This is a genomic window from Lysinibacillus sp. FSL R7-0073, assembly GCF_038009065.1.
Classification (GTDB): domain Bacteria; phylum Bacillota; class Bacilli; order Bacillales_A; family Planococcaceae; genus Lysinibacillus; species Lysinibacillus fusiformis.
This window is the reverse complement of sequence record NZ_JBBPAS010000001.1, coordinates 4,535,941-4,557,502: the sequence shown is the minus strand read 5'-3', so window position 1 is coordinate 4,557,502 and position 21,562 is coordinate 4,535,941. Positions and strand designations below refer to the sequence as shown.

The following is a 21,562-nucleotide window of genomic DNA, read 5'->3' as shown; positions in this document are numbered from 1 at the left end:
TGAATAGTATTGTTCCGAAGTAGCTCAGTTGGTAGTAGCACCTGACTGTTAATCAGGTTGTCGCAGGTTCGAGTCCTGCCTTCGGAGCCATTTTTTTGCTCATTTTTAAGATGGTTTTATACATAAAAAAATGTAGAAAAGTGTTGCAAGAATGTAGAAATAGTGTTATTATAATTCTTGTCTTGTTTAAGACATAAGTTTGGCCCCTTGGTCAAGTGGTTAAGACACCGCCCTTTCACGGCGGTAACACGGGTTCGAATCCCGTAGGGGTCACCATTTAAAATACATCATCATGATGTACAGGCTTTAAGAAGAAAATAAACTGTGATATAACACACCTGTTTCTATGGAGGATTAGCTCAGCTGGGAGAGCATCTGCCTTACAAGCAGAGGGTCGGCGGTTCGAGCCCGTCATCCTCCACCATTATTCTTGTGTTATTTCGGAGGGGTAGCGAAGTGGCTAAACGCGGCGGACTGTAAATCCGCTCCTTAGGGTTCGGCGGTTCGAATCCGTCCCCCTCCACCAGTTTTATAAATGATTGGGGTATAGCCAAGCGGTAAGGCAACGGATTTTGATTCCGTCATGCCTAGGTTCGAATCCTAGTACCCCAGCCATTTTTCTTTTATGAGCCATTAGCTCAGTTGGTAGAGCATCTGACTTTTAATCAGAGGGTCGAAGGTTCGAGTCCTTCATGGCTCACTTTTATAGAATAAAATATATTCAAAAGTGATATAATAAATACAGATAACTAATCTCTTACTGAAAACAGTAGGAGATTTTTTTATGCTATTTGCAATTGAATAAATATGCACATTTATGTTGAGTTGAGCCAAGTAGTAAGTAGGCTTTACAATAGTCTTATAACTTTTAGGGGGTATAAAAACATGAATAAACTTAATATTTCTATTATTGGAGTACCAACAGATTACGGACAAACACGCCGAGGTGTAGATATGGGACCAAGTGCTATTCGTTATGCAGGCGTTGTTGAACGTTTAGCAAGTATTGGACACGAGGTACAAGATCAAGGGGATATTCGTGTTAGTCAAAAGCATGCAAACGCGGCAGTAGATGAAAAGTTATTGAATTTAGAGGAAGTAGTAGAAGTTAGTACGGCTTTAGCTAATAGCGTACATGATGTAGTCGAACAAAAAAAATTCCCACTTGTATTTGGTGGAGACCATAGTATTGCTATTGGGACACTTGCAGGATTAGGAGAACATTATAAAAATCTAGGTGTTATTTGGTATGATGCACATGCAGATTTAAATACACCTGAAACTACACCTTCAGGCAACATACATGGAATGCCTTTAGCAGTTAGTATTGGGCTTGGGCATGAACGTTTAGTTCAAATTCGTAATAATGTGCCCAAAATTAAGCCAGAAAACGTTATTATTATCGGAGCTCGTTCTGTAGATCCAGGTGAGCGTGATTTGATTCGTGAACAAGGAATTAAAGTGTACACTATGCATGAAATTGACCGACTTGGCATGACGCGTGTTATGGAAGATGCACTTGCCTATTTAAAAGAGCGCAATGTTGATGGATTACACCTATCGCTTGATTTAGATGGACTTGACCCTCTTTATACACCAGGGGTTGGAACACCAGTGCCAGGCGGAATTACGTATCGAGAAAGTCATTTAGCGATGGAAATGTTACAAGAATCAGGAATGTTAACTTCAGCAGAGTTTGTAGAAGTTAATCCGATATTAGACGAGAAAAATACAACAGCAAATGTAGCTGTTGCTTTAATGGGATCATTATTTGGAGAAACTTTAGTTTAAAGAAAAATTTTCAAAAAATTGCCTGTAGCCACATTGCATAAAAATCTTTTGCTATAATTGAAATAAAACGAAACTTTTCTTATCGGTGGGTCGTATAGTATAAGACAGTTGTAAAGGTGGAGAAGTCAACACAATGGATGCGTTAGTAAATAAGAGAATAAAACAAGTGCTTAAAGGCGATCAAAACGCATTTGCCGATATTGTGAGTCTCTATCAGCACAAACTGTACCAAGTATGCTATCGAATGTTAGGTAACAAACAAGAATCTGAAGATATTGCTCAGGAAGCTTTTGTTCGGGCATATATGAATTTGCATACTTTTGATCAGAAAAGAAAGTTTTCGACGTGGCTTTATCGCATAGCGACAAACCTCTGTATAGATCGTATTCGGAAAAAGAAACCGGATTATTATTTAGATGCAGAAGTAGCTGGTACAGAAGGGCTTGATATGTATTCACAAATCGCAGCAGACGACCAGCTACCAGAGGAGCAGTTAGAGCAAATGGAGCTGCAAGATCGCATTCAATACGAAATTGGACGTTTGCCGGATAAATACCGTTCGGTTATAGTATTGAAATATATAGAAGAGTTATCGTTGCAAGAGATTAGCGAGATTTTAGATATGCCGCTTGGAACGGTGAAAACGAGAATTCACCGCGGACGTGAGGCATTACGTAAGCAGTTAAACAATCTGTAGGAGGGGGAGCGTCATGAATACTTGTCCAGAGCATATAATTGATTATATGCATGATTATTTAGACGGTGACATTAGTCGTGAGCATGAGCAAGAGTTAAAGCAACACTTGCATACATGTAATGATTGTAAACAGTTGATGCATGAATTGAGTGAAACAATCGCCTTTGTGAAGAGTGCTTCCCATATTACAGCGCCTCCGGATTTTGAAGCAGCAGTAATGGCTCGTTTACCAAAACCAAAAAGTCGAGTAGGCATACAAAAATGGATACGCCGACATCCATTTTTTGTGGCAGCGGCAGTATTTTGTTTATTTATGAGTGCTACCTTGCTCGGTAGCTTTATGGATGACCAGCATTTCTCTGTGACCAAGCAGCCCAATTTAGTTGTAGATGGTCAAACGGTTATCGTACCTGCAGGAGAAGTTGTAAAGGGCGATATTGTTGTGAAAAATGGCGATTTGGTTGTTGAAGGAGAAGTTGATGGAAACGTCACAGTCATAAACGGGCAATATATGGCATCTTCAGCGGTAGTTTCAGGGAGAATTGAAGAAATTGACGAAGTATTTGAATGGTTATGGTATACGATTAAAAATTCTGTAAAGACAGCCATTACATTTGATGAAAAGGAAGAAACTAAATAACACTCTATACGTCCTAAAAAATAGTGCACGTGAGAGGCTGAAAGGTCTACTCTTCTGAGTAGACTTTTTATTTGAAAAAAGTTACATTTGATAAGAATGTGCTATACTTGAATGTGTATGGATTCGTAATGAAAAGTGGGGGATGCCACGTGCAAATTATTGAACATTTCACAGATTTAACGCCTGTGAATATTGTTATTAACTTCATCGATATACTGCTAGTTTGGTACGTCGTTTATAAGGTCTTAACCCTCATTAAAGGTACGAAGGCTGTCCAATTACTTAAGGGAATTTTCGTCATTATTATTGCACGAATTGCAACAGACCTTTTAGGGTTACAAACGTTAGGCTGGATGTTACAGCAGGTCATTGAATTTGGTTTCTTGGCTATTATTATTATTTTCCAGCCTGAAATCAGACGAGGCTTAGAACAAATTGGCAGAGGGAAACTTTTCCAACGATCGTCTAGTCAAGAAGACGAGGAGCAAACAAGGCTTATAGAGGCTATGAAAAAATCTGTAAGTTATATGGCTAAACGTCGAATAGGTGCGTTAATTTCAATTGAAAAAGAAACAGGTCTTAACGAATATATTGAAACAGGTATAGGTCTAAATGCTGAAATTTCTTCAGAATTGCTAATTAATATCTTTATACCGAATACGCCACTACATGATGGGGCGGTTATTATGCAAAGAGATAAAGTTACAGCGGCAGCTTGTTATTTACCTCTATCTGAAAGTCCATTTATTTCAAAAGAGTTAGGGACACGCCACCGTGCTGCACTTGGCTTAAGTGAAGTTACGGATGCGATTACAATCGTTGTCTCAGAAGAAACAGGCGCTATTAGTATTACGTTGAATGGTAATCTCCATCGTAATCTTTCTCTAGAGGAGTTCGAGACACTATTACGAAAAATGTGGTTCGGATCAGCACAAGAGTCAAATGCAGCCTCTAAGTTAACTTGGAGGGGGAAAAAGAATGGATAAAATGATGGATAGCCCTTGGGTATTAAGAATCATCGCGCTATTTTTAGCATTTTTGCTTTTTTTCTCAGTTCGTACCGAGCTATCTCCAATCAATACAACAACCACTACTGAACAGACTGATATTATTCGTGATGTGCCAGTAGATGTTTATTATGATAATGAGAATCTGATTGTAACAGGTTTACCTGAAACAGTAGATGTGAAGATAAAAGGGCCAATGCCTGTTGTTATAAAAACAAGAGCAACAAAGGATTTCTCCGTATTTGTTGATTTAAGTAATCTATTGATTGGCGAGCATGATGTAAAGCTACAATACGAAAATATTTCTGATAAGCTAAAGGTTACATTAGACCCTGCAACTATTCATGTAAATATTGAGGAAAAGGTCACAAAAGAGTTCCGAGTGGACCCTGAAATGAATACTCGACTAATCGAAGAAGGGTATATTTTAAAGGATATGGTAGCTGATCCACCGACTGTTTACGTGACAGGTGCAAAAAGTGCTATTGAAAGCATCAGCTATGTAAAAGCAACTGTTGCTGGAGAGCCAGGCTTGAAGCAATCCTTCTCACAGGATGCGGCAGTAAAAGTATTAGATCGAGACTTAAATAAGCTTGATGTGACAATTGAACCTGATACTGTTAATGTTCAAGTAGATATTGGGGAATATAGTCGGGAACTCCCAGTTGTTATGAGAGAAACAGGGCAAGCTTTGGAAGATATAACGATCAATTCTTTAACATTTACGCCAAAAATGATTAAAGTATATGGCAGAAAATCGATTATTGATGGTTTAACAGAAATTCCAATAACAGTGGACCTGTCAAAAATTACAGAGTCAAAAACTTATGAAATTGATGTAAAATTACCAGATGGTGTGACAAAAATATCTGATAAAAAAATAAAAGTGAAGGCAGATATTACACAAGTGGAGAAAGAAGAAGAGCAGAAAACACCAGCTTCTACAGAGGAAACGCCACCTCCAACTGAAGAAACTGATGTGAAGGATGATAGTACTACTACTGATAAAAATACGCCAACCGATGAAACGGAAGATATTGATTCTTAAACAATATCTGACTATAATTTTATTTTGATTCTAAATCAAAAATCCAACCGGAGTTTGTTTTGGTGGATAGATCGTAATATATTAACCAAACAAACTAACTGAGTGGAATATTAAAAATTACCAATGAATGAATAAAAGCAGACTTTTCCAAAAGTAAGCGGACAAGTGTCTATTGATGAATATGACACAGTCTTGCATTGAAGGAGAGAATAAGTAGAATGGGTAAATATTTTGGAACAGATGGCGTCCGTGGCGTCGCCAATAGTGAACTAACACCGGAATTTGCATTTAAACTTGGCCGTATAGGTGGCTATGTTTTAACGAAGGATGCAACTGACCGTCCTAAGGTTTTAATTGGTCGTGACACACGTATTTCAGGCGAGATGCTAGAAGGTGCACTTGTTGCTGGTCTTTTATCTATTGGGGTAGAAGTAATGCGTCTTGGAATTATTTCAACACCTGGTGTGGCATACCTTACTCGCATTATGAGCGCAGATGCAGGCGTCATGATTTCAGCTTCGCATAACCCAGTAGCAGACAACGGCATTAAATTCTTCGGTCCAGATGGCTTTAAGCTAACAGATGCACAAGAAGAGGAAATTGAAGTTTTACTTGATGCTCAAGAGGATACTTTACCACGTCCAATAGGAGCAGATTTAGGATCTGTAAGTGACTATTTCGAAGGCGGACAAAAGTATATTCAATACTTAAAACAAACAGTGGATGAAGAATTTGATGGTATCCATGTAGCATTAGACTGTGCACATGGTGCTACCTCATCATTAGCGACGCATCTTTTTGCGGACCTAGAGGCGGACATTTCTACAATGGGTGCTTCTCCAACTGGTCTAAATATTAACGATGGTGTAGGTTCAACTCATCCAGAGGGACTAGCTAAATTTGTATTAGAAAAGGATGCAGATGTTGGTCTAGCGTTTGATGGGGACGGAGACCGTTTAATTGCTGTGGATGAAAACGGTAAAATTGTTGATGGCGACCAAATTATGTTCATTATTGGAAAACATTTAAATGCAGTTGGTCGTTTAAAGAAGCAAACAATTGTCTCAACCGTTATGAGCAATATGGGATTCTATAAGGCTGTCGAAGATAATGGTATGCAAAGTATACAAACTGCAGTAGGAGATCGCTATGTTGTAGAGGAAATGCGCGCTAATGATTACAATTTAGGTGGCGAACAATCAGGACATATTGTTTTTCTAGATTTTAATACAACAGGCGATGGTCTACTAACAGGTATTCAGCTTGTCGACATTATGAAAGCAACAGGTAAGAAGCTGTCAGAGCTTGCTGCCGAAATGAAAATCTATCCTCAGCGTCTTGTCAATGTTCGTGTAACAGACAAGCATGCGGTGACTGAAAATACGAAAGTGGCCACTGTGATTGCAGAGGTAGAAGCTGAAATGGCAGGAAATGGCCGTGTCTTAGTACGTCCTTCAGGTACTGAGCCGCTTGTCCGTGTAATGGTGGAAGCTGCTACAGAAACAGATTGTGAACGTTTTGTTGAGCGTATTGCAGATGTTGTACGTGCAGAAATGGGCTTAACAGAATAGTAAATATAGAAACTTAACTCGATTTCCGTTTTTAGGAAATCGAGTTTTTCTTGTTTGAAAAGGATGTTTGAAATAGAAAAGATGGGGAACAGTAAAAAGGAGTCACAATAACAAGGAGTGTTTGATGGATATGGCTAAAATTGCTACAGTTATTACCGATATGTTCGAGGATAGTGAATTTACAAGTCCTAAAGAAGCTTTAGAAGCGGCTGGACATCAGCTAGTAACAATTGATACAGAGGCAGGAAAAGAAGTAAAAGGAAAACATGGGGAAACAGTAAAAATTGATAAAGGCATTGATGAGGTAAATGCGACTGATTTTGATGCACTGTTTATACCTGGTGGTTTTTCTCCAGATATTTTACGCGCCGATGATCGTGTAGTGGCGTTTGTGAAATCCTTTATGGATGACATGAAACCAACCTTTGCCATTTGTCATGGACCGCAGCTACTAATTACGGCAAAAACACTAAATGGTCGTGACGCCACGGGTTATAAATCCATTCAAGTAGATTTAGAATATGCAGGGGCAAAATTCCACGATGAGGAAGTATTCGTCTGTCAAAAGCAACTAGTAACAAGTAGAACACCAGATGACCTACCTGCCTTTAATAGAGAAATAATAAATTTATTAGCTAGTAAATAATAAAAAGGGCACAAGCAGTTTTGGCTTGTGCCTTTTGCTATCTTTTGTATAATGCGATGAGCTCATTTGTGATTTGACCAAGGTTGATGTGCCTTCTGCGATACCCTCAAAGCCCATATTCTTAAGTTGTTTGACAATTTTATATCCATAAATTTCGCCACGACTAATGATTTCTAAAACAATTCCCTCTAAAAAGCCTTTGAGCATTTCGCTCAAATTCTCCACAAATTCACCCCCGCTAACCAAAACAATTAGTACTAAGTAATGTGTTTGTCAAGGTTTTACTACCACTAGCAATTGTTTGTCTACATATTTGTCACGAAAAAGCAAGGGTACTAGGTATTTTTTATAACGAAAGTTTGACGGATAGCATATGATTGAGTATGATGGAGAAGTTGAAGACGAGGTCCGACCTTGTTCTTTAACGAACGCAAAAGGAGGAAAGAGAGCGTAAAATCGGAGAACAATTATAGCGCCTGAGCTGAAGAAATTGGACGAAATGGATCTTCAGCAGACGAGGTGGAGGTTTATCGAAAATTCGGCGGATACCTCCCGATCGACATACCCGATTGTCATTTTTCATTTTGAAAGCATTTGAGCGATTGAATGTACAGGAAGTGGAAAAGGTATCGTAAAGCAATAGATGAATAGAAGAAAACTTCACATATCGAATGCCCATTCAGATGGCTGAATGATTTGATTGCATGAACAGGAATGTTTTATTTTATATAAAAATAAAGCATGCTTGGCCATTCAATGATTTCGATAGATGAGGTCTACTTTGACATTGCGTTAAATTGACAATATCGGAGGACGAGAATTTATGTGTGGAATTGTAGGATATATTGGTGAATCAGATGCAAAGGAAATTTTATTAAAAGGTTTAGAGAAACTAGAATACCGTGGTTATGATTCAGCAGGTATTGCAGTCCGTAATGAGGAAGGCGTAACTGTTTTTAAAGAAAAAGGACGTATCGCAGATTTACGAGGAGCGGTAGATGAAGATGTTGCTGCGAAAATTGGTATTGGTCATACACGTTGGGCTACACATGGTGTACCAAATCGTTTAAATGCTCACCCACATCAAAGTACATCAGGGCGTTTTACGCTTGTGCACAATGGTGTAATTGAAAACTATCATCTATTACAAAAAACGTATTTAAAAGGTATTCCGATGAAATCTGATACAGATACAGAGGTTATCGTGCAATTAGTAGAGTTGTTTGTAAAAGAAGGTTTAAGCACAGCAGATGCTTTCCGTAAAACATTATCTTTACTACATGGTTCATATGCGCTTGCATTATTAGATGCAGAAGCTGCAGATACAATCTTTGTAGCAAAAAATAAATCCCCACTTTTAGTTGGAATTGGTGAAGGCTTCAATGTTGTTGCTTCGGATGCAATGGCTATGCTACAAGTGACAGATCAATATGTAGAGCTTCACGACAAAGAGGTTGTGATTGTACACAAGGCTAGCGTTGAAATTACAAAACTAGATGGTTCTGTAGTTGAACGTGCACCATATACAGCAGAGCTTGATATGAGCGATATTGAAAAGGGGACATATCCTCATTATATGTTAAAAGAAATGGATGAGCAGCCTACAGTCATTCGCAAAATTATTCAAGCGTATGAGGGTGAAAATGGCGATCTAACAATAGATACAGAAATCTTAGAAGCATTGCGAGCTGCAGATCGTTTATATATTATTGCGGCGGGCACAAGCTATCATGCAGGTCTCATCGGTAAACAGTATTTCGAAAAAATGGCTGGTATCCCTGTAGAAGTTCATATCTCTAGTGAATTTGGCTATAATATGCCATTACTTTCAGAAAGACCTTTATTTATCTTTATTACACAATCAGGTGAAACAGCAGACAGCCGTCAGGTACTAGTAAAAATTAAAGAGCTTGGCTACCCAACATTAACGATTACAAATGTTCCTGGCTCAACTCTATCACGAGAAGCTGATCACACATTGTTATTACATGCAGGTCCGGAAATTGCGGTAGCTTCTACAAAAGCGTATGTGGCGCAAGTAGCTGTCCTTTCTTTAGCAGCATATGTAACAGCAAAAGCAAATGGCACAGGCTTAGAATTTGATTTAAAACAAGAGCTTGCGATTGCCGCAAACGGTATCCAAACAATTATTGACTCAAAAGATGTATTAGAAGACATCGCAGAAGACTACTTAAAAATCGCGCGTAACGCATTCTTCATTGGTCGTAATATGGACTTCTACGTGAGCCTTGAAGGGGCCTTAAAACTAAAAGAAATCTCTTACATCCAAGCAGAAGGCTTTGCTGGCGGTGAGCTTAAACATGGAACAATTGCTTTAATTGAAGAAGGTACACCAGTATTTGCACTTGTTACACAAGCATCAGTTGGGCTAAACATCCGTGGTAATGTGAAAGAAGTTGCTGCGCGTGGTGCATATCCATGTATTATTGCGATGGCTGGTATCGATGAGGATGGAGACCGTTTAGTCATTCCACACGTTCACGAATTACTAACGCCACTTGTTTCAGTAGTGCCATTACAGTTAATCAGCTACTATGCTGCACTCCACCGTCGTTGTGATGTGGATAAACCACGTAACTTAGCTAAATCGGTGACAGTTGAGTAATTGAGTTTTATATTAGAAGTGTTTGTGTAGATTTGAAATAAAGTTGTACCGTTTGTAAAAAAGATGTACCGTTTAAAATAAAGTTATACCGTTTTACCCCTTTAGATAATATTAATCTAAAGGGGTGTTTTTATGTCAAAACGAACTAGAACATCTAAAGTAGAAAAGTGGATTAAAGAAGGTCGCGGCTCTGGAGTTGGAGCGGATTATAAACCATGGTTAAACATTCAAGATGTGTCTTCGAAAGGTCGGTCTACACGTTTAAAAGGTATTAAAACAAATAGACAGCATGAATTTCTATCAGATTTGGAACGAAATTACTTTTATTTAACTGAATATTCGGATTATGTTGTTGATATTCGAGAACAATTTCCTTTATTGCCTTTGGAAGAAACAATTGTCATTAATTGATTCATATCAAGATCTTCACTTCTTAAATCACCAATCAATTCAAACCAAGAATCATTAAATTCTTTAATTCCATCCTCATTAATATCTGTCGGTTCTATAAAAACATCTATAAAGGCTACTTTTTCTTGGCTTAGAATTTCGCCTTGTTGAACATGTATATCTTCTTTATTAATCTTATTACCATTTGTAAAAGCCAGTTTTGTTTTCGAATCTACACCTAATTCTCTTGCCACGGCTCGTACACTTAAATTTTCATTGGCAAGTTCATTTAACCGTTGTTGCCAAGACTCACCAAAAGCCTTTACTCGTCCAATTTTAAAGATGTTCGTTCCCTTTTTTCTTGCATAAATAAATCCACATGAACATGTAAAAGTACCAATTAAATTTTTCGTTTTAAAATCCCTTGTTACGTCTACATCTTGAATAATGAACTGCTCATAATGTGATGCAGCCTTATTTAAGATTCGGTGCTAAAATACTGCGAACTACTTCAACTAAAGGCAAGATATAACTTTGGTTACCTTGCTTAACAATAAAACTTCTTGATACATCTTGATCATTAGTTCCTTGAAATATTAAAGAAAGCTTTTAATGAAAGTTATGGCACTATTGATACAACTAATATTAGCAATGATATTTATAGAAAATACTTAGACCAAATTAGTAAAAATAAGCGGCAATTTATTGACCCCCTATTATTAGACGATTTTGAAGAAGCTAATGAGCAGTTTATTAGAATATTCGAAACGTATAATAATATGTTGATGGAGCAGCATTTGCTAGATTTTGACGATATATTATATTATGCGTATAAACTTTTAACTGAAAAGCCTCAAATAGCAAAATCATATACCAGATTATATAAATATATTTGTGTAGACGAAGCACAAGACTTGAATTTTTCTCAATATGAGGTTTTAAAGGCTCTATGTAAAGATTTTAAAAATATTATGCTTGTTGGAGATCCTAAACAGAATATTTATGAATTTAATGGCTCAAAAAGTGAATATATGATGGAATATTTTCGAAAGGATTTTCAGCCAAAAGAATTTGAAATGCATGAGAATTTCAGGTCTTCAAGAATTATTGTGGAAGCTTCTCGAAGAATAGCTCAAGACTTAAGGCAACCATCTATCTATGAAAACTCAAACTCATCTGTTTATCCTATAGAAGGGGAACTGATTATTAAAGATTTATTTAATGAGGTAGAAGAAGCACAATGGATTGTTGCAGAAATTAACCAACGTCTGACGAATGGGAACACTTATGATAATAGCGTCTCTCATGAAAATATAGCCATTATAGCTAGGAATAAGTATGTATTGAGCCATATTGAAAAAGAGTTGAAAAATTGTGGTATTCCTTTTAATAACAGAAGTGGAAATGGACTTGAAAGTGAATCTCCAGAAATAAAAATATTTGAATCAGGGCTTAAGCTTATTATTAATGAAAAAGATGCATTGAGTTTTAAAAGAATTTTAAGCCTTTTAGGTGTAAAGAAAAGTCAATATGATATTCAATGTAACTATTTAGAAGTAATTTTTGGTCTAGAGAAAGAAATTAATAATCAAATCGATTTAGATATATTTAAAGTATTAAAAACATCCTGGAAGATAATTATTGAAGATAATGAACGTTTTTCAAAAGCTATAGATTATATAGAAGTTGAGATGAAAAAAATATATAAAGAAGACTCAGAATTATATATGCTTTCGGAAGACATTATTTTATGGAAAAATCATTGGAAAAAGTATTGTAGTCAGACATCCTCCGGTAAGAGATCATTAAGACATTTTAGAAATCAAATAGCGCTAGGAAAGACTCAAAATTACAATAAAACGGGTGTTACATTATTAACAGTTCATATGGCAAAAGGACTTGAATATGACATTGTATTTTTAATGGGATTAAATGAAGGAGTATTTCCAGATTATAGAGCAAATACTTCTCGGAGATATAAAGAAGAGTTAAAGAATATGTTTGTAGCTTTAACTCGGGCTAAAAGAGTATGCTATTTAACCTATCCAAAACAGAAAATGATGCCATGGGGGAAAATTAAGGACCAGGAAGCGTCTAGATTTATTAAATTAATTCAACAATGAATTTAATTTTAATCAATCTTTTTTATAAAATAAATCTCTAGTTTAAATTAATCCACATATTTTGATCAATCTTTGTTCAAAATGTGTGGGTTTCTTCTATCATAAAATCAGCATTTGCAGCACGCTTTTAATCAAACTCTATTTCAAACCCACATCATGAGCATGTCCCGTAAAGGTACGCCCGCTGATAATGCCCCCAACATGACGTCCAATGACTTCTTCCTTGTGTATCCTTTACAATAGCGAGTATTTATTATTTTTAGTAAGTGAATACGACGTCAAAAAATATAGTTCGCACAGATTATGCACTCCACCTGATTTCAACTGGAGCAAGATGAAGATACCGAAGAAATGAAGCTTACTTTGAATATGGATTTTCCTACCAAAATCCATATCCAATTCCACACCTCTACGTAGCGAAAGACTGCCTAAGCAGTCTTCTCACAAGTTTATCCTACATATGTTAGTTTTTCGTTGTTTTTAAACACTTCATCAATTGTACCGCCACCAAGACATACCTCGCCGTCATATAAAACAACTGCTTGTCCCGGTGTAATGGCACGAACCGGTTCTTCAAATGTAATATGTGTACTGCCATCTTCTAAAATCTCGACTTCAACCGGAGTATCTGTTTGACGATAACGGAATTTCGCTGTGCAAAAAAATTTACGAGGTAATTTTTTTGTCGAAGTATTGCTCATTTTCACTGCTGTTAATGAAGTAGAATACAATGCATCATGGTGAAAACCTTGGCCAACAAGCAATACATTACGCTCTAGGTCTTTTCCAAGAACAAACCATGGCTCACCGTCGCCACCAATACCAAGCCCGTGACGTTGACCAAGTGTATAGTACATTAGCCCGTCATGTTGTCCCATTACCACGCCGTCCATTGTCTCCATTTTTCCAGGTTGTGCTGGTAGGAATTTACTTAGGAACTCTTTAAAGTTACGTTCGCCAATGAAGCAAATGCCTGTTGAATCTTTCTTTTTCGCTGTTGCAAGACCTGCCTCTTCAGCAATTTTACGCACTTCTTTTTTCTCAATATCACCAATTGGGAACATAACATGTTTAAGCTGCTCCTGTGTTAATTGATTTAGGAAATACGTTTGGTCTTTATTTTCATCGACACCACGAAACATTAATACTTCGCCATCACCACTCCGATCAATACGTGCATAGTGGCCCGTTGCCAGATAATCAGCACCAAGACTCATCGCATGTTCGAGGAAAGCTTTAAACTTAATTTCCTTATTGCACATAACGTCTGGATTTGGTGTGCGGCCTGCTTTATATTCTTCTAAAAAGTATGTGAAAACTTTATCCCAGTATTGCTTTTCAAAATTAACTGCATAATATGGAATACCAATTTGGTTACACACTTTAATAACATCATCATAGTCTTCTGTAGCTGTACAAACACCATTTTCGTCTGTATCATCCCAGTTTTTCATAAAAATCCCGATTACTTCATAGCCTTGTTGTTTTAACAGGTACGCAGCAACCGAAGAATCCACCCCACCCGACATGCCAACAACGACACGTATTTGCGAGGGGTCTTTTGTTTCTTTCATTAAGGTCACCTTTTCTTTTCTTAATTCACCAATCTTTTCACAATAGCTTTTTTTCCACTGCCTGTTTTATATCTTCTTCTGTCAAGCCTTAACCGAAGCTAAAACGAATTCAATTACGTAATTTTTCAGCACCATGTCCACACATTGCCATCAAGACAAGTAACGGGCCAATCGAAGCTTCTGTGCACGACGATCCACTTGATGCACAATTACCCGCCATATTAAGATTTACTAAAAACGATTCAACACATCCTGCAAAGCTTACATTGAATGCATGCGGCTACACATTTGCGTATCACCATTAACGTGGAATGTAAGTGCTTCTTCTAAGCTTATACTTCCCGTGAATCTATTTCCTTTTCTCTACGCAATTTATCCGGTGTTACATCATTTCCTAGTGAATCGAGTACAGTCATTTTTGAAAAAGTTTCGCGAACTTGTCCGCGAATTTCGCGTAAGTAGTCTTTGCGTAATACTTGTTGCTCAATCCGTTCAGCACTTGTCAAACCTTCTTCACGCTGTTTTTTCGCTAATTCATTAATACGCCCTAAGTTATTTATCATCTTATTTCATCTCTATTCTCTTCATTAATTTTGCTTATAATTTATAGCATGAGTCACTTTTAAAGGTTTTGGTGCAAAAATATCTAAACAACAGCAATTGACCTCTAAAACATGGACATTATATTCTGTTCCTACTTTTTTGCAATAAACAATAATAAAATGACATATTTCCTGTACTCAACAGAAAATATGTCACTTACCCTTTATATGCTGAGTCTTTTCTTCTCATCACCTACAGTTGTTTTACCACTATGACCATTATATAAAACAACGTCATCTGGCAATGATAGAATCAAATTTAAACTTCGTATCAGGTCCTGTTCATTTCCACCTTCATATTGAGTGGATCCAATACTACCTTTAAAGATGGTATCACCAACAAACGCTATTTTATCCTGTGCATTATAATACATAACTTGATCCATTGAATGACCGGGAGTATGTGTCATCGTTACTTTAAAATTCGAATTAGCTGACAGTTCAAACGTTTCACCTGATTGTACATAGCGCACATCATCAACTATGATATGTCTATTGCATAAAGCTGATAAGTTCATTCTCGCATTTTGCACATATTCCCGCCCGAGTTCGTGCATATAAACAGGGATATTTAATTTATTTCTAATTTTATCGACTGCACCTATGTGATCAAAATGTCCATGTGTTAATAATATTTTTTCGATATGATAACCATTGGATTCTATCACATGTAATATTTTCTCTGCTTCTGCACCGGGATCAAATAAAAACCCATGTTTCGTATCCTGATCAATATATAAAAATGCATTTGCATAAAATACATCTTTTACTGTTAATTGATGTACAACGCTTCGATTATTAATTACATCCATCAATACCACAGCTCATTCCTGATAAATCATTATTCTGACTATCATCCTGCATTGCTTGTTTTAACGCCGTTTTAAATGTTTCGACATTCTGAGCACCACTCAAATTGATTTCTCCATTAATCAAGAAGTAAGGTACACCTCGGACTCCCATTGAATATGCCTGCGTTTCATCTTTACGTACATCACTTTCAAATTCATTAGAATTCAAAACTTTTTCTACTTCATTTTCATCTAGTCCATTTTTCACAGCAATTTCTTTTAGTACATTTTTATCGCTCAACTCTAAATTATCAGTGAAATAGGCTTTGAATAAATCTTTTGCAATCGTTTTGTTACCCTGTTTTGCTGCATAATGTGTTAAGCGATGAGCATCCATTGTGTTTGTATATCGTGTAGTATAATATTTGAAATCAATACCTTCGTTTTTACCATACTGCTCTATTTGTCTAATTCTTTCTGCCGCCATACTATTAGATAGACCATATTTTTTTGCGAAACGATCTTCTGTATTGGATACGACTTCGTAACTAGCGTTAGGATCTAATTCGAAACTTCTCATTTCAATATTTACTTGATCTTTAATTCCTAGCTCATTCATTGCTTTTTCCAATTTTGCTTCTCCAATATAACAGAAGGGACATGCATAATCTGACCATATTTCAATTTTCATTTTTATTACCTCTTTTCAAATTTTGATATTTTTTCTAAATCCTATAGCTTCGTTTCTATAAAGTTTGCTAACTCATGTATCAGTTGCTCATTGCGTTTATAGTATGTCCACTTTCCGATGCGTCTTGCTTCGACCAAACCTGCACGCTGTAAAGTTGATAAATATTGAGATGTAGTAGACTGATTCATCTCAAGCTTATCTCTAATCAGGCTTACACAGACCCCTACTTCATCCATTTCCTCTATCGCTTGTCGCTTTGTATCAAAATGCGTTGTAGGATCTTTTAACCAGTATAATATCTTCAGTCTCGCTTCATTAGATAATGCTTTAAATAAATCAACCTGATCAAATTGAATTTTCGTCACGACTTCACCTCACTATCATTTTTATACACATCATCATATCACGATATTACGATATGTAAATATATATGCTCACGATTTTTTTTCCATGGTGTTATCAAAAAAATAAAAATAGGCTAAAGAAATAATAAATGAGGTAAAAAAATAAAGCATTAACAATTGATCAGAAAGACTTCAGTATTAAAACCATTCAAAAACACCCCTCGAACTCTCGAGAGGTATTTTTGAATTTCCTGCTTGTTGGAGCTATTTTGATAGCAGCTCTTTATGTCGGTTTAAAACAAAGTTGAACTGTTTTGAAAAAGTCGCACCATTTTGAAGAAAGTTTAATCGTTTTAAGCCTATCAAAATCAATAAAATACCGTTATATCAACATTTATATTTAATTTTGATCAAACTTTTTTATAAAAAGTAGTCCCTACAAGTAGAAGAAAACCATCGTTTTAATCAATCTTTATTCAAAACCACGGCTCTTCGTATGCAGTGAAATCAAAAGTTTAGAGAAATTTTTAATCAAACTTTATTCCAAACCAACAGTTTGTTGTAGATTTAAAATAAAGTTCTACTGTTTTTAAAAAAGTTGCACCATTTTGTCCCTTTTTGATGTAAGAATTCTAAGTGAGTTTTAATCAAACTTTTTTATAAAAAATGACTCCTTCACAAAATTAAATCCATCCATTGTGATTAATCTTTTTTCAAAATGGATGGGTTTCTTCTATTGTAAAATCAGCATTTGTAGCACGGTTTTAATTAAACTTTATTTTAAACCAACACAAAATGGATTCTTCTTATTTACCGTAAAATACGGGTTTGTAAGGTGTTTTTAATTAAACTTTATTTCAAAGTAACAAAAAGCTTTTATAATCGCCAACAAAAAAACCGAACTATCCACCGAAAAGCTCGGAATAGTTCGGTTTTTCTATTTATCATGTTTTGGTAATTTAGAGATTATTCGGCTTTATGAAGGAACCAATTAGTTATGTCCCAGCCTCACTTCTTTTTCTTACATTCAAATTTATATCCACCTGCTTTAGTTGCAGCTCCACCATCAGTGGTTCCTTTAGCTCCTGCTTTGTCCTTTGAATCAATTTCTGGATAACCACCGTTAGCGTAACACTTATCAATTAGGGTCATTTTTTCTTTATGAGAAAAGTAAAGGGCAGAAAAGATAATACCACCAGCAACAATAATTGCACCAACTACTATTGGAACAAACCAAACGATGTTTGCGTGACCTAATTCTGTATCGATTTTTATATCGTCCAAATTGTACCCGTTCTGTATCAAGATTTCATCAATTTCTTCATCGCTTAAATTTTCCAGATAATTTTTAACGTAATTTAATTCTTGATTCTCTAAATATGGATTTAAACTTAAAGCCTCTTCTTCAAATAAAACTATTTCGTGAGTTTTCACTGAATAGTAAGTAGAATTATTTATTGCATCATCTTTTGCTGCTACTTCATTTGCTTTTGAGATAGGAGAAGCGATTGCGCTAAATACTAGTGTCAATATTAGCAATGGTACTAGTTTACGAAACATTTTTTTGATCATAATAACATCCCTCTCATTTGTTTGTATTTTTGTTAAATACTAGTATATTTATTACTCTACCATTAAAATTAGAAAATTCAACATTATCTTGTAAATAGATTTCTTTTTTGTCTATATTTTTATTTAAATAGATTGATAAAACACCTGTGAAGTTTGCCGAAGCTATTGATGAACCTTCGGTTCTTATATAATTTCCTTTGTTATCTTTTGCTATAACATCGACTCCAGGAGCAAAGAAATCTATTTTCCCTGTAGAAGAAAATCCAAATAACTCCTTATTTTTATCTATAGCAGCTACTGATATTACATTTTTATATTCGGCTGGATAATCGGATATATCACTCATAGTATCTCCACTAGAGGCTACTAGAATAATATTTTTTTTGTGGGCTTTATCTATACATTCTTTTAGCTGTTTGTTGTTTGTATTAAAACCTAGGCTCATATTGATCACGTCAGCTTCATATTCTATTGCTTTAGATATTCCGTCACAAACGTTATTTGTTGTGGTTTGTCCTTTATTATTAATTACCTGGATATCAAATATCTCTACATTAGTATTAATACCTATTTTTTCATCAATAATAATACTAGCAATTTTTGTTCCATGATCGAATTCATCATTAGTTTTATTTTCGTTTGTAATAACGTTATAGCTTTTTGTGATACGATTCTTTGCGAAATGTCTCTTATTTATACCACTATCAAGTATTGCTATTTTTATTTTTTTATCACCGTCTTCTTTAGAGTAATTTTCAACATTCTGAATCTTTAAATTCCAACTATCCTTGTTTTCATTGTTAGTACAAGCATTTAAGAAAAATAAACTAATAAAACACATGAGAAATAATCTCGATTTCATAGAAATCCCTTCCTTTAATACAATATTTTGGGTAAAATCTAATTAATTATAGCTTAAAGGGGGAGATTTATGTGAAGAATGTTAATAGGGATTATAATTATATTCAAATTGCCATAATAATTGTTTTTACTTTGTTATTGGTATTTGCAATATTAATTACTGTAAAAAGTTATTTTAATAACAAAGAAATAGGCTTGCTTTCTTCAGGATGTTTAAAAAAAGATGGAGAGTACGAATTAGTAATTACTAATAAGTTAACTCAGAGTTATGAGTTTTCTTGTAATGAGAAAGAGGAACAGTAAAGATTCTAAGAGTAGCGTTAACCATTTTTTTCCGTTTTTTGTCGGAGTTGTGTGAGGGGGAAATACAGGGGAAGTGACAACTATAAATGGCAAATAATTTATTGGTGAAGCAGACCATAAGAACCTTTCATAAAGGGTGAGAGCAAGATTTGTTAAATTATTGATGTTGCATTAATTTACGTGAATGATGTGCCTGTGATGTACTATGAGAAATCCCCATGTCTTATCCGTCCGTAGAAAAAGGGCAAAATCTACTCAATTGAAGATTAGCCCCTTGTTTTATTTAAATTTTTAGCGATCAAATAATAAAATAGGTCATCTTTGTTTATGCCTTGTTTAATTGAATGAATATTCGCATCCCGAAATAGTCAAACTTTTTTATAAAAACTAAACTAGTTAAATAAAGAACCAACTGATTTGATCAAACTTTGTTTCAAAACAGTTGGTTTCTTTCTGTATAAAATCAGCATTTGCAACTTACTTTTAATCGACCTTTATTAAAAAGCTACATTTGTGTAGATTTGAAATAAAGTAACGATGTTTATAAAAAATATGCGAAGTTTAAAAAAAAGTTGCGACATTTATAAAAAAGTTTGATTAAAAATCCTGTGTTGATATATGCAGGATTTTTTCTTGTTCTACAAACAGGTCAGATCGTTTGGTGATATTTTTACTTATAGAAGGGGATTAAAAACTATTGTAAGTGAAAAAACTATTCTATAAATGTAAGGTTGCTGTAAGCTTTTCAAAAAACTCCTGTAAGGATGAGAGGTTATGATAGCCATAGCTCAGTATGAAAGATAAGGAGTTTTTAAGAATGAATTCATCCGTACCTCAAAAAGAAAGAATCGTTTCCTTAGATATTATTCGAGGGCTAGCGTTATTTGGCATTCTGTTTATAAATGTAGCAGCCTACAAGATAATAGTAGAGGGAGGTCCGATGCCTGACTATAGTGGAATTAATGGTATTATTAGTACGCTTATTGGTATTTTTATTGAGAAGAAATTCTTTTCGATTTTTTCATTCCTCTTTGGTGTAGGTTTTTATATTTTTGCTTCGCGTGCAGAAGCTCGTGGCGATAAGCCAAGATGGCGTTTTGCAAGACGTTTACTAGCTTTATTGTTAATTGGCATTGTTCATTATTTTGTTTTCTGGGGATCAATCCTTGCTATTTATGCAGTAATAGGTTTCTTACTGATACCTTTTTATCATGCAAAGATTTCAACAATTAGTAAATGGCTATTTGCTATGATTACCGTTCATGTCCTTAGCATTCTTGGGCAACTATTTATGTCAGATCAAGGAGCATTATCAACTGTTTTTGGGATATTAGGAAATGATGCAGTGACGATTTTCATCATGTTTTTAACTGGTTTTTTAGCGGCAAAAGCTGATTGGATTAGTCGTATTAGTGACTACTCAAAACAAATAAAGTGGCTACAATTTGTGACGTTCCCACTTTTTGTTGGCATTTCAATATGGATTTGGTTTGCAGCTCAAGGTGGATACGAAAATCTAAATTCCGTTATTAGTTTAGGGGTAATTTTGACAACGTATTTTTACTTAGCTTGTCTATTTGTTTTGTTAGAAAATAAGAAAATTGCGAAGCTGCTTAAGCCAATTGGACGAGTTGGGCAAATGGCATTTACAAACTATTTAGCTCAAAACTTTATTGGCTTAGCTATTATTTCTGCAATGGGACTTGAAGTTGTTTCTCCTTCTGATGCAGTGATAATTGCACCCCTCACTTTTGTCATTCAAATTATCTTTAGTGTCATCTGGTTCAAATTCTTTAAAATGGGGCCATTTGAAAAGGTGTGGCGTTTTATGACATATGGAAGAAAGACAGTGTCAAATAAATAAACAATTTTGTGCGAACTCCCTGATGGTAAGATGATTTCAATCTGTCAGGGAGTTTTATGCTAGTATGAAATGTATGTAATTGGCTCTTCACCATAACTCGTGGTTGATTTTCTATTAATTCAATAATTTTACTAAGAAAAAAAGCGAAATTTCACGTATCGTAATTGTTGTCCAGACAAACAATCGGGCGTTTTAATTGAGTAAGGGTCACAAAAATTATCAAACTTTTTTATAAAAGGATGATTCAATTGAATTTAGAAAAAGCATATTTTGATCAAAATTTTTTCAAAACATGCTTTTTCTTTTTGTTCGTTTATCAATATTATAAGTAGTTATTTAATCAAACTTTATTTCAAAGCAACAGAGTGTTGAGTTACAATAAAGATGTATACAGATCACTTAAACAGAATTCATGAGTGAT

Annotated in this window: 20 protein-coding genes, 6 tRNA genes and 1 pseudogene; 18 read left to right on the top strand and 9 right to left on the bottom strand. The window is 35.3% G+C overall.

Going from position 1 to position 21,562, the window contains the following annotated elements; genetic code table 11:
* The first annotated feature begins 13 nt into the window (after positions 1–13).
* From MKY88_RS22950 to MKY88_RS22890, 13 genes are all read left to right on the top strand, one after another.
* Positions 14–90: transfer RNA gene (locus MKY88_RS22950), tRNA-Asn, on the top strand.
* A gap of 111 nt (positions 91–201) precedes the next feature.
* Positions 202–276: transfer RNA gene (locus MKY88_RS22945), tRNA-Glu, on the top strand.
* A gap of 72 nt (positions 277–348) precedes the next feature.
* Positions 349–424 (top strand) — tRNA-Val (locus MKY88_RS22940).
* A gap of 18 nt (positions 425–442) precedes the next feature.
* A tRNA-Tyr gene (locus tag MKY88_RS22935) sits at positions 443–526 on the top strand.
* Positions 527–540: 14 nt separating this feature from the next.
* Positions 541–615: transfer RNA gene (locus MKY88_RS22930), tRNA-Gln, on the top strand.
* A 12-nt stretch (positions 616–627) separates the two neighbouring features.
* A tRNA-Lys gene (locus MKY88_RS22925) sits at positions 628–700 on the top strand.
* Between the two features lie 185 nt (positions 701–885).
* Positions 886–1,791: an arginase gene (gene rocF / locus MKY88_RS22920; RefSeq protein WP_069483030.1), complete on the top strand. Its 906-nt coding sequence runs from the start codon at positions 886–888 to the stop codon at positions 1,789–1,791.
* A gap of 133 nt (positions 1,792–1,924) precedes the next feature.
* Positions 1,925–2,488: an RNA polymerase sigma factor SigW gene (gene sigW / locus MKY88_RS22915; protein WP_004225410.1), complete on the top strand. Its 564-nt coding sequence runs from the start codon at positions 1,925–1,927 to the stop codon at positions 2,486–2,488.
* A 13-nt stretch (positions 2,489–2,501) separates the two neighbouring features.
* Complete coding sequence (locus MKY88_RS22910; protein WP_328203636.1) at positions 2,502–3,128, top strand: anti-sigma factor family protein; 627 nt, start codon at positions 2,502–2,504, stop codon at positions 3,126–3,128.
* Between the two features lie 149 nt (positions 3,129–3,277).
* Positions 3,278–4,114, top strand: coding sequence for a diadenylate cyclase CdaA (cdaA, locus tag MKY88_RS22905; RefSeq protein ID WP_328203634.1), 837 nt, complete (start codon positions 3,278–3,280; stop codon positions 4,112–4,114).
* A complete protein-coding gene (locus MKY88_RS22900; protein ID WP_258270574.1) occupies positions 4,107–5,183 on the top strand; it encodes a CdaR family protein in 1,077 nt (358 codons plus the stop codon). Before cdaA ends, MKY88_RS22900 begins: the two co-directional genes overlap by 8 nt.
* A gap of 218 nt (positions 5,184–5,401) precedes the next feature.
* The gene (glmM, locus tag MKY88_RS22895) at positions 5,402–6,754 is read left to right on the top strand and encodes a phosphoglucosamine mutase (protein WP_340814756.1); all 1,353 of its coding nucleotides are present in this window, start codon (positions 5,402–5,404) and stop codon (positions 6,752–6,754) included.
* A gap of 130 nt (positions 6,755–6,884) precedes the next feature.
* Positions 6,885–7,400, top strand: coding sequence for a type 1 glutamine amidotransferase domain-containing protein (locus tag MKY88_RS22890; RefSeq protein ID WP_340814859.1), 516 nt, complete (start codon positions 6,885–6,887; stop codon positions 7,398–7,400).
* Here the strand turns inward: MKY88_RS22890 and MKY88_RS24690 are convergent.
* Complete coding sequence (locus tag MKY88_RS24690; RefSeq protein ID WP_419182587.1) at positions 7,386–7,625, bottom strand: hypothetical protein; 240 nt, start codon at positions 7,623–7,625, stop codon at positions 7,386–7,388. The two genes, MKY88_RS22890 and MKY88_RS24690, sit on opposite strands and share 15 nt — an antisense overlap.
* 598 nt (positions 7,626–8,223) lie before the next feature.
* Between MKY88_RS24690 and glmS the strand changes: the two genes are divergently transcribed.
* Entirely contained in the window at positions 8,224–10,026 is a 1,803-nt protein-coding gene (gene glmS, locus MKY88_RS22880; protein WP_258270573.1) for a glutamine--fructose-6-phosphate transaminase (isomerizing), read from the top strand.
* 132 nt (positions 10,027–10,158) lie between these two features.
* Positions 10,159–10,431, top strand: a pseudogene (locus tag MKY88_RS22875) (heteromeric transposase endonuclease subunit TnsA); the annotation flags it as partial.
* On the opposite strand, the gene MKY88_RS22870 reads toward MKY88_RS22875, so the two are convergent.
* Positions 10,371–10,862 (bottom strand): TnsD family Tn7-like transposition protein, encoded by a 492-nt coding sequence (locus MKY88_RS22870; protein ID WP_340814858.1) that lies wholly within the window; start codon positions 10,860–10,862, stop codon positions 10,371–10,373. The pseudogene MKY88_RS22875 and the gene MKY88_RS22870 overlap by 61 nt on opposite strands.
* Positions 10,863–11,009: 147 nt before the next feature.
* Here MKY88_RS22870 and MKY88_RS22865 point away from each other — a divergent pair, with 147 nt between their 5' ends.
* Positions 11,010–12,539 (top strand): ATP-dependent helicase, encoded by a 1,530-nt coding sequence (locus MKY88_RS22865; RefSeq protein ID WP_340814857.1) that lies wholly within the window; start codon positions 11,010–11,012, stop codon positions 12,537–12,539.
* A 449-nt stretch (positions 12,540–12,988) separates the two neighbouring features.
* Here MKY88_RS22865 and mnmA read toward each other — a convergent pair whose 3' ends face one another.
* The 7 genes from mnmA to MKY88_RS22830 all read right to left on the bottom strand — a co-directional run bounded on the left by mnmA (position 12,989) and on the right by MKY88_RS22830 (position 18,975).
* The gene (gene mnmA, locus MKY88_RS22860; protein WP_340814755.1) at positions 12,989–14,113 is read right to left on the bottom strand and encodes a tRNA 2-thiouridine(34) synthase MnmA; all 1,125 of its coding nucleotides are present in this window, start codon (positions 14,111–14,113) and stop codon (positions 12,989–12,991) included.
* A gap of 332 nt (positions 14,114–14,445) precedes the next feature.
* Positions 14,446–14,676, bottom strand: coding sequence for a DUF896 domain-containing protein (locus tag MKY88_RS22855; RefSeq protein ID WP_038190423.1), 231 nt, complete (start codon positions 14,674–14,676; stop codon positions 14,446–14,448).
* Between the two features lie 203 nt (positions 14,677–14,879).
* Positions 14,880–15,527 carry an MBL fold metallo-hydrolase gene (locus MKY88_RS22850; RefSeq protein WP_038190425.1) on the bottom strand — a complete coding sequence of 216 codons (648 nt, stop codon included), beginning with the start codon at positions 15,525–15,527 and terminating at the stop codon, positions 14,880–14,882.
* Complete coding sequence (locus MKY88_RS22845; protein ID WP_144787845.1) at positions 15,514–16,197, bottom strand: DsbA family oxidoreductase; 684 nt, start codon at positions 16,195–16,197, stop codon at positions 15,514–15,516. The genes MKY88_RS22850 and MKY88_RS22845 overlap by 14 nt, the downstream gene beginning before the upstream one ends.
* Positions 16,198–16,238: 41 nt before the next feature.
* Entirely contained in the window at positions 16,239–16,553 is a 315-nt protein-coding gene (locus MKY88_RS22840) for an ArsR/SmtB family transcription factor (RefSeq protein ID WP_340814856.1), read from the bottom strand.
* Between the two features lie 996 nt (positions 16,554–17,549).
* Complete coding sequence (locus MKY88_RS22835; protein ID WP_328203621.1) at positions 17,550–18,113, bottom strand: hypothetical protein; 564 nt, start codon at positions 18,111–18,113, stop codon at positions 17,550–17,552.
* A gap of 13 nt (positions 18,114–18,126) precedes the next feature.
* Positions 18,127–18,975, bottom strand: a complete 849-nt coding sequence (locus MKY88_RS22830) for a S8 family peptidase (protein ID WP_328203618.1) — start codon at positions 18,973–18,975, stop codon at positions 18,127–18,129.
* A gap of 71 nt (positions 18,976–19,046) precedes the next feature.
* Here MKY88_RS22830 and MKY88_RS22825 point away from each other — a divergent pair, with 71 nt between their 5' ends.
* Both MKY88_RS22825 and MKY88_RS22820 read left to right on the top strand, forming a co-directional pair.
* A complete protein-coding gene (locus MKY88_RS22825; protein ID WP_340814754.1) occupies positions 19,047–19,277 on the top strand; it encodes a hypothetical protein in 231 nt (76 codons plus the stop codon).
* An 817-nt stretch (positions 19,278–20,094) separates the two neighbouring features.
* Positions 20,095–21,141, top strand: coding sequence for a DUF418 domain-containing protein (locus MKY88_RS22820; protein ID WP_340814753.1), 1,047 nt, complete (start codon positions 20,095–20,097; stop codon positions 21,139–21,141).
* Positions 21,142–21,562: the final 421 nt, after the last annotated feature.